The 17,823-nt window shown below is 40.2% G+C and carries 19 protein-coding genes; 11 read left to right on the top strand and 8 right to left on the bottom strand.

Annotation, left to right across the window (positions count from 1 at the left end):
* Nucleotides 1-3: 3 nt before the first annotated feature.
* Together accC and CLV81_RS12890 are read right to left on the bottom strand one after the other, a co-directional pair.
* Nucleotides 4-1,446 carry an acetyl-CoA carboxylase biotin carboxylase subunit gene (gene accC / locus CLV81_RS12895; protein ID WP_106145522.1) on the bottom strand — a complete coding sequence of 481 codons (1,443 nt, stop codon included), beginning with the start codon at nucleotides 1,444-1,446 and terminating at the stop codon, nucleotides 4-6.
* A 6-nt stretch (nucleotides 1,447-1,452) separates the two neighbouring features.
* Nucleotides 1,453-1,938, bottom strand: coding sequence for an acyl-CoA carboxylase biotin carboxyl carrier protein subunit (locus tag CLV81_RS12890; RefSeq protein WP_106145521.1), 486 nt, complete (start codon nucleotides 1,936-1,938; stop codon nucleotides 1,453-1,455).
* A gap of 194 nt (nucleotides 1,939-2,132) precedes the next feature.
* On the opposite strand from CLV81_RS12890, the gene udk reads away from it, so the two are divergent.
* From udk to CLV81_RS12835, 11 genes are all read left to right on the top strand, one after another.
* A complete protein-coding gene (udk, locus tag CLV81_RS12885) occupies nucleotides 2,133-2,741 on the top strand; it encodes a uridine kinase (RefSeq protein ID WP_106147532.1) in 609 nt (202 codons plus the stop codon).
* The gene (locus CLV81_RS12880) at nucleotides 2,742-3,074 is read left to right on the top strand and encodes an FtsB family cell division protein (protein WP_106145520.1); all 333 of its coding nucleotides are present in this window, start codon (nucleotides 2,742-2,744) and stop codon (nucleotides 3,072-3,074) included.
* Nucleotides 3,067-4,440: a methylmalonyl-CoA mutase subunit beta gene (locus CLV81_RS12875; protein ID WP_106145519.1), complete on the top strand. Its 1,374-nt coding sequence runs from the start codon at nucleotides 3,067-3,069 to the stop codon at nucleotides 4,438-4,440. Before CLV81_RS12880 ends, CLV81_RS12875 begins: the two co-directional genes overlap by 8 nt.
* A complete protein-coding gene (gene scpA / locus CLV81_RS12870) occupies nucleotides 4,433-6,502 on the top strand; it encodes a methylmalonyl-CoA mutase (protein WP_106145518.1) in 2,070 nt (689 codons plus the stop codon). The genes CLV81_RS12875 and scpA overlap by 8 nt, the downstream gene beginning before the upstream one ends.
* Before the next feature lie 135 nt (nucleotides 6,503-6,637).
* The gene (locus CLV81_RS12865; protein WP_106145517.1) at nucleotides 6,638-7,411 is read left to right on the top strand and encodes a ParA family protein; all 774 of its coding nucleotides are present in this window, start codon (nucleotides 6,638-6,640) and stop codon (nucleotides 7,409-7,411) included.
* On the top strand, nucleotides 7,412-8,326 hold the full coding sequence (locus tag CLV81_RS12860) for a ParB/RepB/Spo0J family partition protein (RefSeq protein WP_106145516.1): 915 nt from the start codon (nucleotides 7,412-7,414) through the stop codon (nucleotides 8,324-8,326).
* Nucleotides 8,319-8,969: a DUF5683 domain-containing protein gene (locus CLV81_RS12855; RefSeq protein WP_106145515.1), complete on the top strand. Its 651-nt coding sequence runs from the start codon at nucleotides 8,319-8,321 to the stop codon at nucleotides 8,967-8,969. The genes CLV81_RS12860 and CLV81_RS12855 overlap by 8 nt, the downstream gene beginning before the upstream one ends.
* Nucleotides 8,970-8,972: 3 nt before the next feature.
* The gene (gene dapB / locus CLV81_RS12850) at nucleotides 8,973-9,674 is read left to right on the top strand and encodes a 4-hydroxy-tetrahydrodipicolinate reductase (RefSeq protein WP_106145514.1); all 702 of its coding nucleotides are present in this window, start codon (nucleotides 8,973-8,975) and stop codon (nucleotides 9,672-9,674) included.
* 47 nt (nucleotides 9,675-9,721) lie between these two features.
* Nucleotides 9,722-11,467: a signal peptidase I gene (gene lepB, locus CLV81_RS12845; protein ID WP_106145513.1), complete on the top strand. Its 1,746-nt coding sequence runs from the start codon at nucleotides 9,722-9,724 to the stop codon at nucleotides 11,465-11,467.
* Entirely contained in the window at nucleotides 11,464-12,090 is a 627-nt protein-coding gene (locus tag CLV81_RS12840; RefSeq protein WP_106145512.1) for a WbqC family protein, read from the top strand. The genes lepB and CLV81_RS12840 overlap by 4 nt, the downstream gene beginning before the upstream one ends.
* Nucleotides 12,090-12,410: a DUF6122 family protein gene (locus CLV81_RS12835; RefSeq protein ID WP_106145511.1), complete on the top strand. Its 321-nt coding sequence runs from the start codon at nucleotides 12,090-12,092 to the stop codon at nucleotides 12,408-12,410. The genes CLV81_RS12840 and CLV81_RS12835 overlap by 1 nt, the downstream gene beginning before the upstream one ends.
* Here CLV81_RS12835 and CLV81_RS12830 read toward each other — a convergent pair.
* The 6 genes from CLV81_RS12830 to ribH form a co-directional block, all read right to left on the bottom strand.
* On the bottom strand, nucleotides 12,387-13,400 hold the full coding sequence (locus CLV81_RS12830) for an endonuclease/exonuclease/phosphatase family protein (RefSeq protein ID WP_106145510.1): 1,014 nt from the start codon (nucleotides 13,398-13,400) through the stop codon (nucleotides 12,387-12,389). The genes CLV81_RS12835 and CLV81_RS12830 overlap by 24 nt on opposite strands.
* 21 nt (nucleotides 13,401-13,421) lie before the next feature.
* Nucleotides 13,422-14,285: a rhomboid family intramembrane serine protease gene (locus CLV81_RS12825; protein WP_106145509.1), complete on the bottom strand. Its 864-nt coding sequence runs from the start codon at nucleotides 14,283-14,285 to the stop codon at nucleotides 13,422-13,424.
* 1 nt (nucleotide 14,286) lies between these two features.
* The gene (locus CLV81_RS12820; protein ID WP_106145508.1) at nucleotides 14,287-15,021 is read right to left on the bottom strand and encodes a rhomboid family intramembrane serine protease; all 735 of its coding nucleotides are present in this window, start codon (nucleotides 15,019-15,021) and stop codon (nucleotides 14,287-14,289) included.
* Nucleotides 15,022-16,869, bottom strand: coding sequence for a DNA mismatch repair endonuclease MutL (gene mutL / locus CLV81_RS12815; protein WP_106145507.1), 1,848 nt, complete (start codon nucleotides 16,867-16,869; stop codon nucleotides 15,022-15,024). It lies immediately after the preceding gene.
* Nucleotides 16,870-17,154 (bottom strand): riboflavin synthase subunit beta, encoded by a 285-nt coding sequence (locus CLV81_RS12810; RefSeq protein WP_106145506.1) that lies wholly within the window; start codon nucleotides 17,152-17,154, stop codon nucleotides 16,870-16,872.
* Nucleotides 17,155-17,334: 180 nt separating this feature from the next.
* The gene (gene ribH / locus CLV81_RS12805) at nucleotides 17,335-17,817 is read right to left on the bottom strand and encodes a 6,7-dimethyl-8-ribityllumazine synthase (protein WP_106145505.1); all 483 of its coding nucleotides are present in this window, start codon (nucleotides 17,815-17,817) and stop codon (nucleotides 17,335-17,337) included.
* Nucleotides 17,818-17,823: the final 6 nt, after the last annotated feature.

Below are 17,823 nucleotides of genomic sequence, written 5' to 3'. Positions count from 1 at the left end.
CTATTAGTTTGTTGGGAGTTGAATTGTTTTTTGGTCTTCGAAATAAAGTTTAAGGGCTACCATAGCTGCAACTTCGGCTTCACTGGCGCTTTTTTCTTTTATAGCTTCGGGAGAATAATAATTCTTCACAAAATGGGTGTCAAAATTCCCTGAGCGAAAGGCATCATGTTCAAAAACAAAAGTCCCAAATGGCAATGTGGTCTGAACTCCTTTTATTTTGTAATCTTCGATGGCTTTTAGGATTAATTCAATGGCCTCCTCCCGGGTTTTCCCGTAGGTAATCAATTTGGAAAGCATGGGATCGTAATAAATGGGCACATCCATACCTTCCTCAAATCCATTGTCTACACGTACTCCCTCTCCTTCTGGAAGTCTGTAGGTTTCCAACTGTCCTACACTAGGTAAAAAGTCATTTAACGGATCCTCGGCATACACCCTTAGCTCCATAGCGTGTCCTTTAATGGACAAATCGCTTTGTTTTAAGGGTAACTCTTCACCCCTGGCGACCTTAATTTGTAGTTCAACCAAATCAACTCCTGTAATCATTTCCGTAACGGGATGCTCAACCTGTAGACGGGTATTCATTTCCAAAAAGTAGAAATTCATATCAGCATCCATCAAAAATTCCACGGTACCTGCCCCAACATAATCACAGGCCTTTGCCACTTTGGTTGCTGCCTCACCCATTGCGTTACGAAGTTTCGGCGTCAACAACGAGGATGGCGCTTCTTCAACCACCTTTTGGTGCCTTCTTTGGATACTACATTCCCGTTCGAAAAAATGAAGAACATTTCCATGTGTATCTGCCATTACCTGAATCTCTATATGTCTTGGTGATGTCACATATTTTTCCAAAAAAACAGAACCATCACCAAATGCCGAAGTGGCTTCACTTATGGCACGTTCCATCTGTGACTCAAAATTCGCCTCATTATCTACAATGCGCATACCTTTTCCACCTCCCCCCGCTGAAGCCTTTATCAAAATTGGATATCCGATTTCAGAAGCGATTTGCTTTGCGGCTTTAACATCCGTAATAGCTTCATCAATACCAGGGACCATGGGGATATTATAGCCTTTCACCGCTTCCTTGGCCTCTAACTTACTACCCATTATTCGGATAGCTTTGGATTTAGGTCCGATAAAAGTGATTCCATTCTTTTCTACTGCTTCCGCAAAAGCCGCGTTCTCACTCAAAAAACCGTATCCAGGATGTATGCCGTCAACGTTTAGCTTTTTGGCCACTTCAATAATCTTATCGCCCACCAAATATGACTGATTGGAAGGTGCTGGACCTATACAGACCGCTTCATCTGCGAAACGAACATGCGGGGCATTACGGTCCACTTCAGAAAAAACCGCCACTGTACCAATTCCCATTTTCTTTGCAGTTCGCATCACCCTTATGGCTATTTCTCCGCGATTGGCTACCAATATTTTTTTCATGGAAATCTATTCAAATGTTAGCAAAACCTGTTTTTTATCCACAGCATCTCCTTTTGTTACAGAAATGCTTTTAATAACACCATTTCTAGGGGATGTAATACTGTTTTCCATTTTCATGGCCTCAAGAATCAATAGGGGGTCATTTTCGTTTACCTCTTGCCCTTCTTTTACAGAAATGTCCAAAATAAGTCCTGGCATAGGCGCTTCAATGGAAGCGACGTTTTTGGCCCCGTTAACAGCAAATCCCATCTTGTCTATTAAGTGCAGTAAAGGGGTTTTTACTGAGGTGCGATAGTCCGTCCCGTTCACCTTAATAATATACTCAAGGTCATTGAAATTGCCTTCTACAACCTCTATATGGAATGACTTTCCATCTTTCAAGACATGGAAGCCATTATCTCGGGTTTTTAGAATATCCAACGGGTAAATCTGGTCTTTGGTAAGTTGAAATTCATGGTCTTCGTTAACCATGATGGAATAGGATTCTTCCATGGAGTAATTGGCCTTTTGTTATTTAGTTAAAGATACGGTTAAAGCGATAATACAGCACAAAACTAGGTCTAGAAACTTTCTCATTTCATGATAGGCGTCATGAATTTTTAGAAAAACAAATCCTAACTATGCAAAGTCATTTGGATGGATGAAAAATGTATCAAATGCTTACTTTTGGTATTAAATTTTTATCAATGCTTATCATAGGAATTGCGGGAGGTACAGGCTGTGGGAAAACCACGGTCGTCAAACAAATTGTGCAGGAACTCCCAGAAAATGAGGTTGGGGTTATCTCACAAGATTCATATTACAATGACCTTGCCCATCTGAGTAAAGAAGAACGAGGGCAAGTTAATTTTGACCATCCCAATTCCATTGATTTTGATTTATTGATTTCCCATCTGGAATTGCTCAGGAAAGGGCAATCCATTGAAAAGCCTATTTATTCTTTTGTTGAGGAAACCCGTTTAGATGAGACCATAACAGTTCACCCTAGAAAAGTTATTATCGTAGAGGGGATTTTGGTATTGAGCAATCCCAAGCTACGTGAAATGTTTGATATGAAAATCTATGTCCATGCCGATTCGGATGAACGTTTGATACGAAGATTACAACGGGACATAAAGGAGCGCGGACATGATTTGGAAAAAGTATTATATCGATATCAGAACGCGGTAAAACCCATGCATGAACAGTTCATTGAGCCCTCAAAAGAGTTTGCTGATCTTATAATACCCAATAACCATTACAATACGGTTGCGGTGGATATGGTGAGAACCATAATTAATGACAAGTTGCAGTAAATGGACCTGAAGGAACTGAAACAAAAAAAGTGGTTTAAGCTAATGACCAATATGTATATTCTGGTGCTTACCATTTTTGTGATTTGGATGGCTTTTTTTGATACCAATTCCATGTTGATTCATTTGGAATTGAGAAAAGAAATCAAAAAATTGGAAAAACAGAAGGAGTTTTTAAAAGATGAGATTGCCAAGGATAAAGAAGTTCTTGAAAAACTATCCGACTCCAGCGAGTTGGAAAAATTTGCCCGCGAAAAGTACTATATGAAAAAGGAGAACGAGGAGATTTTTTTAATAGAGTACGAAGACAGCCTAAAGACCAAAAAAAATGAGTGAATCGCATTTATTTAATGAGTTTCCAGAAGTTTCCTCCAAACAATGGAAACAAAAAATACAGTATGACCTTAAAGGAGCCGACTATAATGAAACCTTGGTATGGGATTCACCAGAAGATATAAAAGTAAAGCCTTTCTATCATGCTGAAGATTTGGTTACCTCCTCCGGTCCATCATCAAAAACCAAGGAATGGTATATCGCTCAATCCATTTATGCGGGCGATGCTGGCAAAGCCAACATCAAAGCTAAGGAAGTCGTTGGGAAAGGAGTGGAAAGCTTGGTTTTCACGATTCCAAATGAAAAAATCAATTTGATTGATTTGCTTCAAGATATTGATATTGAAAATATTCCCCTTCATTTCCACTTCCAACACTTAGATTTGGGAGTTATCGAAAAACTGCTTTCCCATCTTAAGAACAGTACCGCTCAGATTTATCTGCATCTTGACCCCATTGGAAATTTAGCCAGGACAGGTAATTGGTATCATTCAATGAAAGAGGATTTTCTGGCCATTGAGAAGCTCGTTGAACTTACTTCATTTTCCAAAACTATCCTTCCAATTGGCATTGATGTTTCATTGTACCAAAATGCTGGTGCGAACATGACGCAACAGCTGGCTTATGGCCTTGCCCATGCCCATGAATACCTAACCAACTTTCAATCCATCGCATTTGCTCCGACTTTCAAAGTGGCTGTTGGGGGGAACTATTTCTTTGAAATAGCCAAAATAAAGGCTTTAAGATGGCTTTGGAACACGCTTAGTTCCGAGTATGGTATGGACGGGGACTGCCATATAATGGCGATTCCGTCAAAAAGAAACAAAACGCTGTATGATTTTAACGTAAATATGCTTAGGACTACCTCCGAGAGTATGTCGGCCATTCTTGGGGGAGCAGACACCATTTGCAATCTATCTTATGATGCACTTTATCACAAAGACAATGAGTTTGCTGAGCGGATTGCCAAAAACCAATTGGTCTTGTTGAAAGAAGAAAGCTATTTCAAGGAAGTTTCACATGCCGCAGAAGGTGCATATTATATTGAATCGTTAACACATCAGTTGGCGGAAAAAGCATTGGATCTATTCAAACAAATTGAAGCATCGGGCGGATTTTTAGAGGCACTGACCAAAGGGAAAATTCAGCAAAAATTAAAGGAAAGTGCTGCTAAGGAGCAAGTGCTTTTTGATGAAAACCAAACAACCTTGGTTGGGACCAACAAGTTTCAAAATCCCGATGATAGAATGAATCAGGATTTGGAACTCTATCCTTTCATGAAAAAGAGGGCTGAAAAAACTCAGATTATACCCATTATTGAAAAACGCTTGGCGGAGGAATTGGAACAAAAAAGATTGGACAATGAGTAGAAAAAATCTTCAAGAACTAAGTCTTACAACGGGACAATCCCAAACAAAAAAGCTGCAATATCATCAGAATTTTGCCGCTGGCATACCTCCTTTTCTGCGTGGTCCCTACTCTACCATGTATGTTAGACGACCATGGACTATTCGGCAATATGCTGGTTTTTCTACAGCGGAAGAAAGTAACGCGTTTTATCGCAGAAACTTGGAAGCAGGCCAAAAGGGTCTTTCCGTAGCTTTTGACCTTCCTACCCACCGTGGTTATGACAGTGATAATGAGCGTGTAGTTGGCGATGTGGGTAAAGCAGGTGTGGCGATTGATTCTGTGGAGGATATGAAAATTCTGTTCGACGGTATCCCATTGGATAAGATGTCGGTATCCATGACCATGAACGGAGCCGTTCTACCCGTGATGGCATTCTATATTGTGGCTGCCGAGGAACAAGGAGTATCTATGGAAAAACTGGCCGGGACCATTCAGAACGATATTCTGAAAGAGTTTATGGTAAGAAATACCTATATCTACCCCCCAATGCCTTCAATGCAAATTGTGGCTGATATTTTTGAGTTTACGAGTAAGCATATGCCCAAATTCAACAGTATTAGTATTTCTGGTTACCATATGCACGAAGCAGGCGCCCCTGCAGCAATGGAATTGGCCTACACTTTGGCCGATGGAATCGAATATATCAAAACAGGAATAAAGGCTGGTCTTCAGATTGATGACTTTGCTCCTAGACTTTCTTTTTTCTGGGGAATTGGCATGAACCACTTCACTGAAATTGCCAAAATGAGGGCAGGTCGAATGCTTTGGGCAAAATTGGTCAAAGAGTTCAATCCCAAAAATGAAAAATCATTGATGCTTCGAACACACAGCCAAACCAGTGGTTGGAGTTTAACAGAGCAAGATCCGTTCAACAATGTGGCCCGAACAACCATAGAGGCGATGGCCGCAGTTTTCGGAGGTACCCAAAGTTTGCACACCAATGCTTTGGATGAAGCCATTGCGCTTCCAACGGATTTTTCTGCACGTATAGCCCGTAACACACAGATTTACTTACAACAAGAAACCAATATCACCAAAACGGTTGATCCTTGGGCTGGAAGCCATTTGGTTGAAAAATTGACAAAGGAAATCGCAGATGAAGCTTGGGAGCTGATACAAGAAGTTGAGAAATTAGGAGGAATGACCAAAGCGATTGAAGCTGGTATTCCCAAAAAACGTATTGAAGAGGCTGCCGCAAAAAAGCAAGCTAGAATTGACAGCGGGCAAGACACTATTCTTGGTGTTAACAAGTATCAGCTTGAAGATGAAGATGATCTTCAAATATTGGAGGTGGACAACGCCATGGTGAGAAAGCAGCAAATAGAACGTCTTAATCACATCAAATCAACTAGGGAGAATTCATTGGTTAAAGAAGCCCTTGAAAAAATCACCGAGGCTTCCAAAAAAGCTATGAACCAAAATTCAGAGCGTGAAAATTTATTAGCTTTAGCAGTTGAAGCTGCACGGAACAGGGCTACCCTTGGCGAGATTAGCGACGCCATGGAATCGGCATTTGGAAGATACCGTGCGAAAATACAATCGTTCACAGGCGTGTATTCCAAAGAAATCAAAAACAATGAAAGTTTCGAAAAAGCCAAAAAAATGGCTGACGAATTTGCCTCAAATGAAGGGAGAAGACCACGTATCATGATTGCCAAAATGGGTCAGGATGGACATGACAGAGGTGCAAAAGTAGTTGCCACGGGCTATGCTGATTTGGGATTTGACGTCGATATTGGACCTCTTTTTCAAACACCATCTGAGGTAGCCAAGCAGGCTGTGGAAAACGATGTACATATCTTAGGGGTTTCTTCCTTGGCTGGAGGGCACAAAACTTTGGTACCGGCAGTTATCAAAGAATTGGCAAATTATGGTCGTGAGGACATTGCTGTGATTGTTGGCGGGGTTATTCCTAAACAAGATTACAATAGTTTGTTTGAAAGTGGGGCGGTAGCGGTTTTTGGACCCGGTACAAAAATTAGCGAAGCCGCCATTGAAATCTTAAATATTTTGATGGATTAACACCACTTAACCATCTTATAATTAAAACTTTAACTTTCTTTAACCTCTAATGTTAAGGTTATCCACTTTCTGTTAACAAAATACATTTTTTGGCATCGCAAATAATCGTATTTTTAGCCCCTAACTTACTTTGAAATGGGCAAAATCATTGCTATTGCCAATCAGAAAGGTGGTGTGGGAAAAACCACTACCACGGTTAACTTGGCCGCATCCCTTGGAGTACTTGAAAAAAAAGTATTGCTAATTGATGCTGACCCTCAGGCCAATGCAACATCTGGTTTAGGTATAGATGTGGATAGTGTGGAAAAAGGGACTTACCAGCTTTTGGAACATACTTTGGGGGTTGATGATGTGATTTTGGAAACGGATTCCCCTAATGTAGATTTGATTCCTGCGCATATTGATTTAGTCGCTATTGAGATTGAATTGGTAGACAAGGACAATCGAGAATACATGTTAAAAGAGGCCCTTAGGGGTTTAGGGGATAGATATGACTATATTCTAATAGACTGCGCTCCCTCCTTGGGGCTATTGACCCTAAACGCACTTACTGCGGCCGACTCGGTGATGATTCCAATACAATGTGAATATTTTGCACTCGAAGGTCTTGGTAAACTATTGAATACAGTAAAAAGCGTCCAGAAAATACACAATAACGATTTGGATATTGAAGGCATGCTGTTGACCATGTACGATTCAAGGTTACGATTGTCGAACCAAGTTGTTGAAGAAGTCAAAAAGCACTTTGCAGATATGGTCTTTGATACCATTATACAAAGAAACGTTAGGCTGAGTGAAGCACCCAGTTATGGAGAAAGCATTATTAAATATGATGCCAGCAGTAAGGGTGCCACAAATTATCTCAACTTGGCCAACGAAATTTTAAAGAAAAACAAGGAGAAAGTTTAGATGGCGAAAGCAACCAAAAAGCAGGCTTTGGGTAGAGGCCTGTCCGCTCTTTTAAAAGATCCTGAAAATGACATTCAATCGGTTTCAGACAAAAATGCGGACAAGGTTATTGGTAATGTGGTGGAATTGGATCTTGGAGCGATAGAAGTAAATCCATTTCAACCTCGTTCCAACTTTAATGATGAAGCACTGGAGGAATTGGCCAGTTCCATCAGGGAATTAGGCATTATCCAACCTATTACGGTAAGAAAACTCGACTTCAATAAGTACCAGCTAGTTTCGGGGGAAAGACGATTCCGCGCATCCAAAATGGTAGGACTTGGGACCATTCCAGCTTATATAAGAATTGCAAACGACCAGGAATCTTTGGAAATGGCTTTGGTCGAAAACATCCAACGTCAGGATTTGGACCCCATAGAAATTGCACTTTCCTATCAACGGCTGATTGACGAAATTGAAGTTACCCAAGAAAAGTTGAGCGACCGCGTGGGGAAGAAACGCTCTACCATCACCAACTATCTCAGATTATTAAAACTTCATCCCATCATCCAAACTGGAATGCGTGATGGGTTTATCAGCATGGGACATGGTCGGGCTCTAATCAATATAGAAAAGAAAAAGGACCAAATAGATTTATACGAAAATGTGGTTTCCAACAGTCTCTCCGTGAGGGAAACAGAACAGTTGGTCAAAGCATATCAAGAATCCAAGAAAGACCCTTCATTGCTGAACAAGAAAGTTCAAGTATCCAAAGAAACACCAGGGTACATCTCAAAGGGTATTGACAGCCTTAAGGAACATCTTTCCGCTAAAGTGGATGTTAGTACTTCGGCAAATGGTAAGGGAAAAATAGTTATTCCCTTCCATTCCAAAGAAGAATTTCAACGTTTAAGAAAATTGTTGACAGGTGAATAAGCCTTTTTTCTTAGTATTCTTTTTCATTTTACCATTCATCAATCTATTTGCCCAAGAAGAAGGCGAAGGAGAGCTACCACCAACGGCCGTGGACACATTGGCACAACAACTGGAAGGTCAAGGGGTAGTCATTCAGGAAGTAACCTATGTGAAAGAAAAAACCAATCCTTTAGCTCCAAGCAAAGCAGCTTTCTATTCTGCTGTATTGCCCGGTTTGGGGCAGCTTTACAATAAAAGAGGAGCTTGGTGGAAAATACCAGCAATTTATGGCGGTCTTGCAACCGGGGTAGGCTTGTACACCTTTAACAACGATGAATTTCAGAGAGCACGGGACGCTTTCAAAAGAAGACAGGCCGGATTTACGGATGATGAGTTCTTTGATGTGAATGGTGATGGTGAAGGGCCTGATCAATCTCTAGAATCACTTCAAAACGTTCAAGAGAATATACAACGTACCCGCGATCTATGGTTGGTATTGACACTTGTTTGGTATTCTCTGAATATAATTGAAGCCAACGTTACTGCGCATCTGGCCCAGTACAATGTCAGTACGCAACTAAGTTTTGATTTTCAACCCTATTTAGAATTGAATCCCATTACCAATGATCCCAATTATGGTATGGCATTGGTTTTTAAATTTTGAATCATGAAAATAGGTCTGTTTGGTTATGGTAAAATGGGTAAGATGATTGAAAATCTTGCCGTTGAACGAGGTCATGAAATTTCGGCGAGAATTGATGTGGAGAATAAAGAAATTGACTTCTCTTCCTTCGATATAGCCATTGACTTCAGCACTCCAGATTCTGCGTTTCAAAATATTACCTCTTGTTTTCAACATGGAATACCTGTTATCTCTGGGACCACGGGCTGGTTGGAAAATTTTGATAAGGCCGTATCCATATGCAATCAAAATAATACAGGTTTTATCTATGCATCAAACTTTAGTTTGGGTGTAAATATTTTCTTTGAGTTAAACGCGCAATTGGCCAGGATGATGGCCCAACTGGAGCAGTACAACGTGTCCATGGAAGAAATACATCACACCCAAAAGGTGGATGCTCCAAGTGGAACCGCAATAACGCTTGCGGAAGGGATTATGGCGAATACACCTTACAAGAGTTGGAAACTTGATGAAAATGGAGAAGACATCGTGTCCATACATTCAAAAAGGGAAGGTAGCGTTCCGGGGACACATATAATCGATTATAGTAGCGAGGTTGACAGTATTGAAATAAAGCACACAGCCCACAATAGAAAAGGATTTGCGCTTGGCGCAGTTTTGGCCGCTGAATGGCTAATTGGAAAAAAAGGGGTGTATACCATGAAAGATGTGCTTAATTTGAGTTAAATCCGTAACATTTAGCACTAAAATAGGTCTAAGAAACAAAACAGTTTATGAACGGTACACATTGGTTGATTTTTATTTTGATAATCCAAGTCATTCATTTCTTAGGAACTTGGAAACTCTATGTAAAGGCCGGGAGAAAAGCATGGGAAGCGGCAATACCTATTTATAATGGGGTCGTTTTGATGAAAATCATCAACAGGCCTTGGTGGTGGATACTCTTATTGTTCATTCCAATCATTAATTTATTGATGTTTCCCGTTGTCTGGGTAGAGACCATCCGAAGTTTTGGTAAGAACAAATTATGGGATACATGGTTGGTTATCCTTACCCTGGGCTTTTATATTTATTATGTAAACTATGTTGAAGATGTTTCTTACATCGAAGACCGCAGCTTAAAACCAAGGACCGGACTTGGAGAGTGGGTTAGTTCCATAGTTTTTGCCATTGTTGCAGCTACTTTTGTACATACCTACTTTATCCAGCCTTATGTAATTCCAACAGGATCACTTGAACGAACCTTACGTATTGGAGATTTTCTGTTTGTAAGCAAGTTTCATTATGGAGCCCGTGTCCCTATGACCACTTTGGCTGCACCCATGGTCCATGATACCATACCAGGAATAAAAAAGCGCTCGTATTTGGCTGATGTGAATCCTGAGACATACAAAAAATCATGGATAAACAAATTACAATTACCCTACTTACGACTCCCTGGATTTCAGGAAATCAAAAAGAATGATATTGTAGTTTTTAGTTTACCATCAGATACTTTATATCAATTCTTCAAAGCGGAAAAAGCAGTAAAAAAACCGATTGACAAGAAATCCAACTACGTAAAACGCTGCGTGGGCACTCCTGGGGACTCTTTACAGGTTATTGATGGATTCGTACATATCAATGGAGAAAAATTGCAACTCTCAGACCGGGCCAAGGTAATGTACGACTACACCATATATTCCAAAAAAGGAGTCTCAAGTAGATATTTAGCCGAAGTGGACGCTTCAGACTATACAAGGAAGTATTTCACTGATGCTATTAGTCGAGAGCAATACAATGCTTTACTACCATATATCATAGGTTTTAACAATAGTTCAAGCTCAGGGAAAAACGAAATATATACATTGGAAAAAGGAATTCCCACAGAGGTTATTAGACAGCTACGTTTGGCATTGACCGAAGAGAAACCACTTTCACGTGTCGCAAATATGACGGATGAAATGGTGGCCCAGTTGCGCTCAAACCCTGCAATTGATTCTGTTGTAAGAACTAATGAAGAAAGAGGAGTATATGGTGGGGCATTCCCCCAAAAACCAAATTTTTACCCATGGAACAGTGACAACTTTGGCCCTATTTACCTCCCAGAACGTGGAGCTACAGTCAAAATTGATTTTAAGACCATTCCGCTCTACAAAAAGATTATTAGGGATTATGAGTTCAACGACGTCAAAGTAGATGGAAACACAGTGTACATTAACGGAGAGGTCGCAGATTCCTATACGTTCAAGCAGGATTATTATTGGATGATGGGGGACAACCGTGACCATTCTGAAGACAGTAGAGCCTGGGGCTATGTACCGGCGGATCACATTGTTGGGAAACCCGTTTTCTTATGGATGAGTTTTGACAACTTTAATGAGGGAATTTTCAACTGGCGGCCTAGAGGAGAACGTATTTTTACTACTGTTGGCGGTAGTGGAGAACCAGTTTCTTACAGGTGGTATTTCTTGGCCCTGGTTGTTGGCTGGTTTGTTTTCGACTTTTTCAGGAAAAGAAAAAAGAAAAAGAATACTTGAGCGTAGTACTGCATCCCACATATTTTCCCAGTATTGCCACGTTTGCGGTAATCGCCCAAAAAGAGATTATTTGGGAAGTATTTGATAATTTTCAGAAGCAGACCTATCGGAATCGATGCTATATCTGTACGGACCAAGGCAGACATATGATGAATATACCCATAAAGCATGTAGGCGTTAATGAAGGGAGACAGTTGTACTCGGACGTTGTTTTGGATAAAAGCACTCCGTGGCAAAAACAGCATTGGAGAACCTTGGAAACCGCTTATCGAACCTCTCCATACTTTGAGTTCTACGAAGATGACATAAAACCTCTGTATGAAAACACGGAGGAACATCTTTTCAATTTCAATGTAAAGACCGTTGAGACCATTTTAGACTGTTTAGGAATCCAAAAAGAATTTGGAACTACATTGAAGTACAATGCTCAACTGGAGCATATGGCAGATGGTAGGTTTTTGGTGGAGGCGAAAAAAGACATCGAGATTCAATATCAAGAATACGAGCAGGTGTTTGGAGATAGGCATGGCTTCATTAACAACTTAAGCATTTTGGACCTGCTCTTTAACGAAGGACCAAACACCGTGGATTACTTAATGAATCAATCCTTGAAGTTTTTATAATGTTGCGGTTCATAATACATTATGGAATTCACTTTTTGATTCCAATACTCATTGGGTACGGTTTGTTTAAAGAGGATAAGCTTAAAATCACTCTAATTTTGCTATCTGGAATTTTCATAGACCTGGACCATTTGTTGGCTACGCCAATCTTTGATGCCAATAGGTGCAGTATAGGATTCCATCCTTTGCATAGTAGTTGGGCAATTCTAGTTTATGCCATATTACCCTTTTTTCCAAAAACCCGAATTCTGGGTCTTGCTCTTCTAATCCACATAATTGCAGATACCGCAGACTGTTTATGGATTGGGTTTCCTTCTTAAAGTGGCCTTGACAGGAAAATGATCGGATAGTCTATTCTTGTAGTTTTTATGCTCGATGACTTCAAATGAAGAATCGGGAAATATATAATCAATGCGCAGGGGCAATCCGAAGAGACTATAGGTTTTTCCAAAGCCTGACCCCTGTTCAAAAAAAGTGTCCTGCAAATCACCCCGCAGCTGTTTGTACACATTAGAAAACTGAGTATTGTTCATATCCCCACATACGACATAAGAATAAGGACATGACTCACGGTGCACATCAAAAATCTTAGCCTGTTCCATCTGCTTATCAAAAGTTTTGACTAATCGCTTATAGTTCTTTTCAGATTCCTCTTCAGAAAATGATTCCCGGGACGGGACAATCTTGAAGGATTCCAAATGAATATTATATATGCGAATGGTATCCTCCTCAATCAAAATATCAGCATAAATGATATTATTTTTTGACCTAGGCAAGTCAAGAGACCCTTCTGAGACTATGGGATATTTTGAAAAAATAGCTTGTGTTGTTCTGGGAACATGGTATGGAGGAGTCTCACTTCGGTAATTAAATTGTCGCAACTGTTTATACCTCATCCTACTATGTTCCTGAATGCAAATTATGTCTGGATCTTCCTCTTTTATAAAATCGATAATTTTATCTCCAATATTAGAGTCTTTTATCCATCCGTTTTTATTGAATCTCCATGCATTAAAAGTCATTATGTTCAAATCATCTGGAGATACTTCTCCTTTTTCATTGAACATGGCATAAAAAGAACCAAAAAAAAGATACCCAACAAAGAGAGTTCCTAAGGGTAAGATTAGTTTTCTCGATTTTCTGAACATCCAAAAAACCAAAAACAAAAGATTAATCAAAAACAAGATGGGGACAAATAAGCTAAAGACTGAAAAAAGGGAAAAGCTCTCTAAATTAAAATAATAAGACAGTGACAGGATTAGTAAGAGTCCTGAAAAAAGAATGTTGACAACGAACAAAAACTTGGTCATACCAAAAGAGGTCGTTAATGGCTAGTCTTCTTTACCTGCTTTAAACAAAAAATCTTTTTCGGCTTTGGATAGACTTTCATAACCCGATTTGCTTATTTTATCCAAAATGGCATCTACTTTGCGTTGTCGGGCTTCCTTATCATAGTCAAAATTTCCCTTTTTAGGGTTACCCTTTTTATATACTGTTTTAAGGGGACCTTTTCTTTCCCTTTTCTTGAACATATTACCCAAACCACTGAGCATTTTGGTAAAACCCGATCCAATATCCTTTCCGTTCAATAGCTGTCTTGCATAAACATAACCTAAAAGTGCACCACCTAGATGAGCTAGCCTTCCTCCAACATTTCCGCCGTAAGGTATTTGTATTAGGTCTATCAAAACAAAGAAAGCCCCTACATACCACAGTTTTACATTGAAGAAAATAATCCGAACTTCTTGATTGGGAATATATGCACAAATAAATATCAGAACTGCTGTAACTCCCGCTGATGCGCCTATCAATGCGGTATTCGTGTTCAATAAGGTTGGGAAGATGTTATAACTTGATAGAAAAACAAGTCCGCCAACAATAACCCCCAAAAAGTATACAGCGATAAATCTTTGATTATCGAATAGATTCAGGAAAATACGTCCCGTAAAATAGAGCATGAGCATATTCCAGAAAATATGTCCCAACCCGGCATGAAAAAAAGAGTAGGTAACCAAAGACCAAGGTTGGCCTAAAAACTCACCTAAAGCCTTGGGCAAATGGAACCAATCCGATACTGACCCTCCCAAAAGAGCTAAGGCCAAACCGTCCAAAATAAAGACGAGTACATTGACAGCTATCAGCTTTTCAGCTATGTTCAGTCGAGCAAAGTTGTATTGCAATCCCCCATTTGCCATATTAATCCCAACGATTTTGGTTAAACTGATTCTTCTTCCAGTACCACATCATGATAAATCCAATCAAAGCACCACCAATATGGGCAAAGTGTGCCACGCCAGTATTTATGTTTCCAATACCAAAAATCAAATCCCCAGCTAGTAATAAGGGAACAAAATACTTTGCTTTTATGGGTACAGGCAAAAAGATTAACATCAATTTAGCTTCGGAATACATAAACGCAAAGGCAACCAGTATTCCGTATATAGCTCCTGATGCTCCCACTGCCGGGGTATTGTAGGCAGTCAAAAAATTATCAATGGTGCTTCGTGAAGCAATGTCGTACCAATCAGGACTATACTGACCTTTGGATATAATATCCAAAACCTGATTTTCGGTCATTCCCGCATTTACCAAGGCCTGAAGCCCCTCATTAAACAAATAATAATTTACACTGGAATGAAGAAGGGCTGAGCCCAATCCTGCCGAAAAGTAAAAGAACAGAAATTTGTTTCTGCCCCAAACCCGTTCCAAAGGTGTGCCAAAAGCCCACAAAGCATACATATTGAACAAGATATGCATCAGATTACCGTGCATGAACATGTGGCTGATCACCTGCCACCAAGCAAAATTGGTGTTCTTCGGAAACCAAAGGGACAACCACTGATACAACAAATCACCGTACAGTTGGGTGGCAAAAAACAAAATGACATTTACAATCAGTAGGTGCTTAACAGCTTCGGTCAATCTACCCATTTATAGCAATTTTTTATCTAAATCCCCTTCGGAGATGATTGTATAGGTTTTTTTTAGGTTCGGACTCAAAGTAGGTTCCTTGCAAGCAAACAAATCATGTACCAAAGCCATTTGGGACTCATTGTCCAATGCTTCACCCGATTTTATGGCCAAATTTTTAGCTAAACCGTGGGCTAGGAGCTCGGCTTGCGATAGTGATTTATCCCTAAATCCCTCTTTATAGTCAGCAATTAAATGGTCCAATACCGTGCCAATCTTACTTTCAGATATCAAAGCGGGTACGGCTGTCACTTTTACAGTTTCTTCCTCCAAATTCTCAAATTGGAATCCGACATTGATTAAACTATCTTGAATTTCACTGACAATAGCACGTTCTTGGGGCGTAAAATTGACTTCCAACGGAAACAAAAGTTGCTGCCCCAAACCCTTTTCCACTGTTATTTCACTCAAAAACTTTTCAAAAAGTACCCGTTCGTGGGCTCTATTCCGGTGAATCACCAAAAGTCCGGATTTTACCGTGCTCACAACATATTTCCGTTGTAGCTGAAAAGTAATGCCCGTTTCTTGTGATATTCCTTCCTCAGCATATAAAGACGACTGGATTTCGGTCTCCGATTCAATCTCGAAACTTGAAAAGTCCTGCTCCGGATTTAATCCTTCCAAACCTTCATACATACTTTCCCAGCCTTTGGCACTTTGTTTTTGATAAGAAATACCCTCCTTTCTTTTCGCAACAGTAGTATCAAAAGGATTGAATGATGCGTCAACCGTCACCCTCGGCAAAATGGCCTCCTTCCTTTCAAAATCGTAAGGCGTATCCAGGTTGGAATCCCGTTCAAAATCCAAAACAGGGGCCACACTGAATTGTCCTAAACTGTGTTTTACCGAGGAACGCAGAATGGCATAGAGCGTATGCTCGTCGTCAAACTTTACCTCAGTTTTTGTGGGATGGATATTAATATCGATGGTTTTGGGGTCAACTTCCAAATACAAAAAATAGCCAGGGTAGGTTTCTGGCTTTATCAATCCTTCAAAAGCGGCAACAATGGCATGATGTAGGTACGGACTTTTTATAAAACGGTTATTGGCAAAAAAGAACTGTTCACCCCTACTCTTTTTAGCGAATTCGGGTTTACAGATAAAGCCAGAAATATTGACCACCTCGGTCTCTTCCTGGACCGGAACAAGACGTTCATCCATTTTGTTTCCAAAAATATGTGAAATACGCTTTCTTGAGGATGCAGCGGGAAGGTTGAACATTTCCGAACCGTTGTTGTACAAATGAAATGCCACATTGGGATGCACCAGGGCCACTCGGTGAAACTCATCCATAATATGGCGTAATTCCACTTGATTTGATTTCAAAAAATTACGTCTAGCAGGAATATTGAAAAAAAGATTCTTTACTGAAATGGAAGTTCCAACAGGCGTAGCGACCACTTCCTGTGAAACCACTGCACTCCCCTCAATCTTAATATGCGTCCCCAACTCCATATTGTCCTTTCGAGTCTGCATATCCACATGGGCAATTGCAGCAATCGATGCCAAAGCTTCCCCACGGAATCCTTTGGTTTTGAGGTTAAAAAGGTCTTGTGCATCCGATATTTTCGAGGTAGCATGACGTTCAAAAGAAAGTCGGGCATCGGTTTCGCTCATTCCTACTCCATTATCCACCACTTGAATCAAGGTTTTACCGCCATCTTTCACGATAAGCTTGACCAAAGTGGAACCGGCATCAATTGCATTTTCCAACAGTTCCTTAACCACCGAAGCAGGACGTTGGACAACTTCACCCGCTGCTATTTGGTTGGCAACATGGTCTGGTAAAAGTTTGATGATGTCGGCCATTTAAGGATTAAAGAATATGGATAAATCGAAGTCTATTATGAAGAGAAACAAAAGAATTAATATAACTAGGATGACTACAAAACGAAGTCTCAAGTTCCTGTCCCCTTCATTCTTCAAATCATCAAACGCCCAGGAAACTTTGTTTTTGATACCCTTTTGCGTGTGAGCAGTACTTCTAAATTTATCAAGTTTGTGTTCTATCTTAAAAGGACTCCCCTCTCCTTTGTAATATCTTGGAGTATAGTTATAGGTTTTGTTTTTTCTAAGCTTTAGCGGATTGCGCATTTACGTCCTTTTCATTCCAGATATAAAGGTACTTAAAATCGAAATATAGCTTAAACAGGTCCTCCCAAAAAATGTTAACAGTTTGGAGAAGCTCAAGTGCAACTATTTAAGTTCAAGTGTAATATCAAAAAAAAACTATGTGTTCTGGATTTGAGGTACGCTTTAACTCGAGCTTGAGCTTCATTTACCCAATACCGCCATCTTGATGGCGGCTATTGCCGCTTCTGTACCTTTGTTCCCATGCTTTCCCCCACTACGGTCAATGGCCTGCTGTAGGTTGTTATCGGTTAGTACGCAGAAAATAGTTGGCACATCAAAAGCAACATTTAAATCCTTAATTCCTTGAGCCGCGGCGCTACAGACAAAATCAAAGTGACTGGTCTCACCGCGAATCACACTTCCAATAGCGATTACGGCATCGACATTTTGGGTTTGAAGCATTTTTTTTGCACCAAATGTCAATTCATAACTCCCAGGCACATTCCATCGAAGTATATTCTCTGATTTGGCCCCGCAATCTAATAGGGCATCAACAGCACCCGTGTATAGGCCTTTGGTTATGGTATCGTTCCATTCAGAAACAACAATCCCGAATCGCAAGTCTGATGCATTCGGGATTTCATCTTTATTGTAGGCGGATAAATTTTTGTTCTCCGTTGCCATTAGTTC

Source organism: Flagellimonas meridianipacifica, from assembly GCF_003001695.1.
Taxonomy (GTDB): Bacteria; Bacteroidota; Bacteroidia; order Flavobacteriales; family Flavobacteriaceae; genus Flagellimonas; species Flagellimonas meridianipacifica.
The sequence above is the reverse complement of the archived record's forward strand: the minus strand, read 5'-3'. Positions and strand labels throughout refer to the sequence as shown.